We start from the raw sequence: 1,949 nt of genomic DNA, 5'->3' as shown, positions 1-1,949 counted from the left end.
CGCTCTCTCCAGATCTCTTTCAGTTCGCCGAGTTCTCGGTGGCGAGCCGCAGCAGGCTTTCCGCGTCCATGTCGTCGAGCGAGTCGCCTCCGCCGTCGGCGGCCGGGCCGGTGGCCTCGGCGTCGTCGGCGGTGGCGAGCTTCAACACCATGTCCAGCAGGCCCGCTTTGCGGAGTCGGCTGATCGGGACGGATGCGAGCACGTCGCGCACACGCGCATCCGGGTCGTCGGTCGTGCCGGTGTCCTGTCCGGGTACGGCCCCGAAGATGAGCGGGCCGAGATGGCGCGCGAGCGCGTCCGGGGTCGGGTGGTCGAAGACCAGGGCCGCCGGCAGGGGCAGGCCGAGGCCGGTCCGCAGCCGGTTGCGCAGTTCGACGGCGGTCACGGAGTCGAAGCCGACGTCGCGGAAGGCGCGGTTCGCCGCGACGGCGTCGGCCCCTTCGTGGCCGAGGGTCGCAGCGGCTTCGGCGCGTACCGCTTCGAGCAGGGCGCGGGCGCGCTCCGCCGTGGGCAGTGCGTCGAGCCGCTGCCGCAGCGGCGGTACGCCGGTCTCCGTGTCGTCCGTGGGCAGGCCGCTGTCGGTGGCCAGCGCCTGGCCGGCCTCCGATATGACAGCCAGCAGGGGGCTGGGCCTGGTCGCGGTGAAGCTGGGGGTGAACACCTCCCAGTCCATCGACGCCACGGTCAGGGCCGTGTCGTCGTCCTCCAGCATCCGCTGGAGCGCCGCGAGGGCCAGCGCGGGTTCCATCGCCCGTACGCCCTGCCGCCGCAGCCGTTCGCCGACCTCGGCGTCCGTGGCCATGCCGACCTCGGCCCAGGTGCCCCAGGCGACGGACGAGCCGGTCAGCCCTTCGGCCCTGCGGTGCTCGGCCAGCGCGTCGAGGAACGCGTTGGCCGCCGCGTAGCCGGGCTGGCCGCCACTGCCCCAGACGGCGGCGCCCGAGGAGAACAGTACGAAGGCGTCCAGGTCGAGGCCGCGGGTCAGTTCGTGCAGATGCAGCGCGGCGGTCAGCTTCGACCGCATCAGCGCGTCGAGCTGACGCAGCGTCAGTGTCGCCACGCTGTCGTCGCCGTCCGCCACTCCCGCCGAGTGGAACACGGAGGTCAGCGGCAGGTCGGCGGGGATCGCCCCGATGACGCCCGCCAGCGCCGTACGGTCGGCGGCGTCACAGGCAGTGATGGTGACCTTCGCGCCCAACTCCTCCAGTTCGGAGCGGAGTTCGGCCGCGCCGGGCGCCTCTTCGCCGCGCCTGCTGGTCAGTACGAGATGGGCGGCGCCGCTTTCGGCCATCCAGCGGGCGACCCGGCCGCCGATACCGCCGGTGCCACCGGTGATCAGTGCCGTGCCCCGGCCACGCCAGGGGCGTTCGGGCGTGGTGACAGCGGGCGCCGCGTGCGTCATGCGGCGCCCGTAGAGGCCCGAGCCGCGTATCGCGACCTGGTCCTCGCCGTCGACTCCGGCCAGTACGGCGGTCAGCCGCGCCCCGGCCCGTGCGTCCAGCGTGTCCGGCAAGTCGACCAGACCGCCCCAGCGGTCCGGGTGCTCCAGTGCGACGACCCGGCCGAGGCCCCACAACGCGCCCTGGACGGGGCTGGTCAGCCGGTCGTCGCGGCCGACGGAGACGGCGCCACGGGTGGCGCACCACAGCGGTGCGTCGAGTCCCGCGTCACCCAAGGCCTGGACGAGAGCGAGGGTGAGGGCGAGACCGCAGGGCACCGACGCGAAGTCCGGGTGCCGCTCCTCGGCGGGGGCCAGCAGCGACAGCACTCCGGCGAACTCGGTTCCTTCCGAGGTCAGTTCGGCGAGCCGCTTGGCCCAGAGGGTACGGTCCGCGCCGTCGGCCGATGCCTCGAACAGCACGGTGTCCGGGCCGAGTTCGGCGAGCACGGCGGCGATCCACGGGTCGTCGGCGCTGCCCGCCGGGACGACCACGAGCCGGCGGCCCGCC

Annotated in this window: 1 protein-coding gene; it reads right to left on the bottom strand. The window is 74.1% G+C overall.

Translation table 11 applies throughout. The features are described from left to right. Positions 1-19: 19 nt before the first annotated feature. Positions 20-1,949: beta-ketoacyl reductase (locus HY68_RS42310; RefSeq protein WP_041997483.1), on the bottom strand; the 1,930-nt coding region annotated here is incomplete at its 5' end.

Source organism: Streptomyces sp. AcH 505 (genome assembly GCF_000818175.1).
GTDB lineage: Bacteria > Actinomycetota > Actinomycetes > Streptomycetales > Streptomycetaceae > Streptomyces.
Note: the sequence above shows the minus strand (reverse complement) of the source record. Positions and strands in the feature narration are given on the sequence as shown.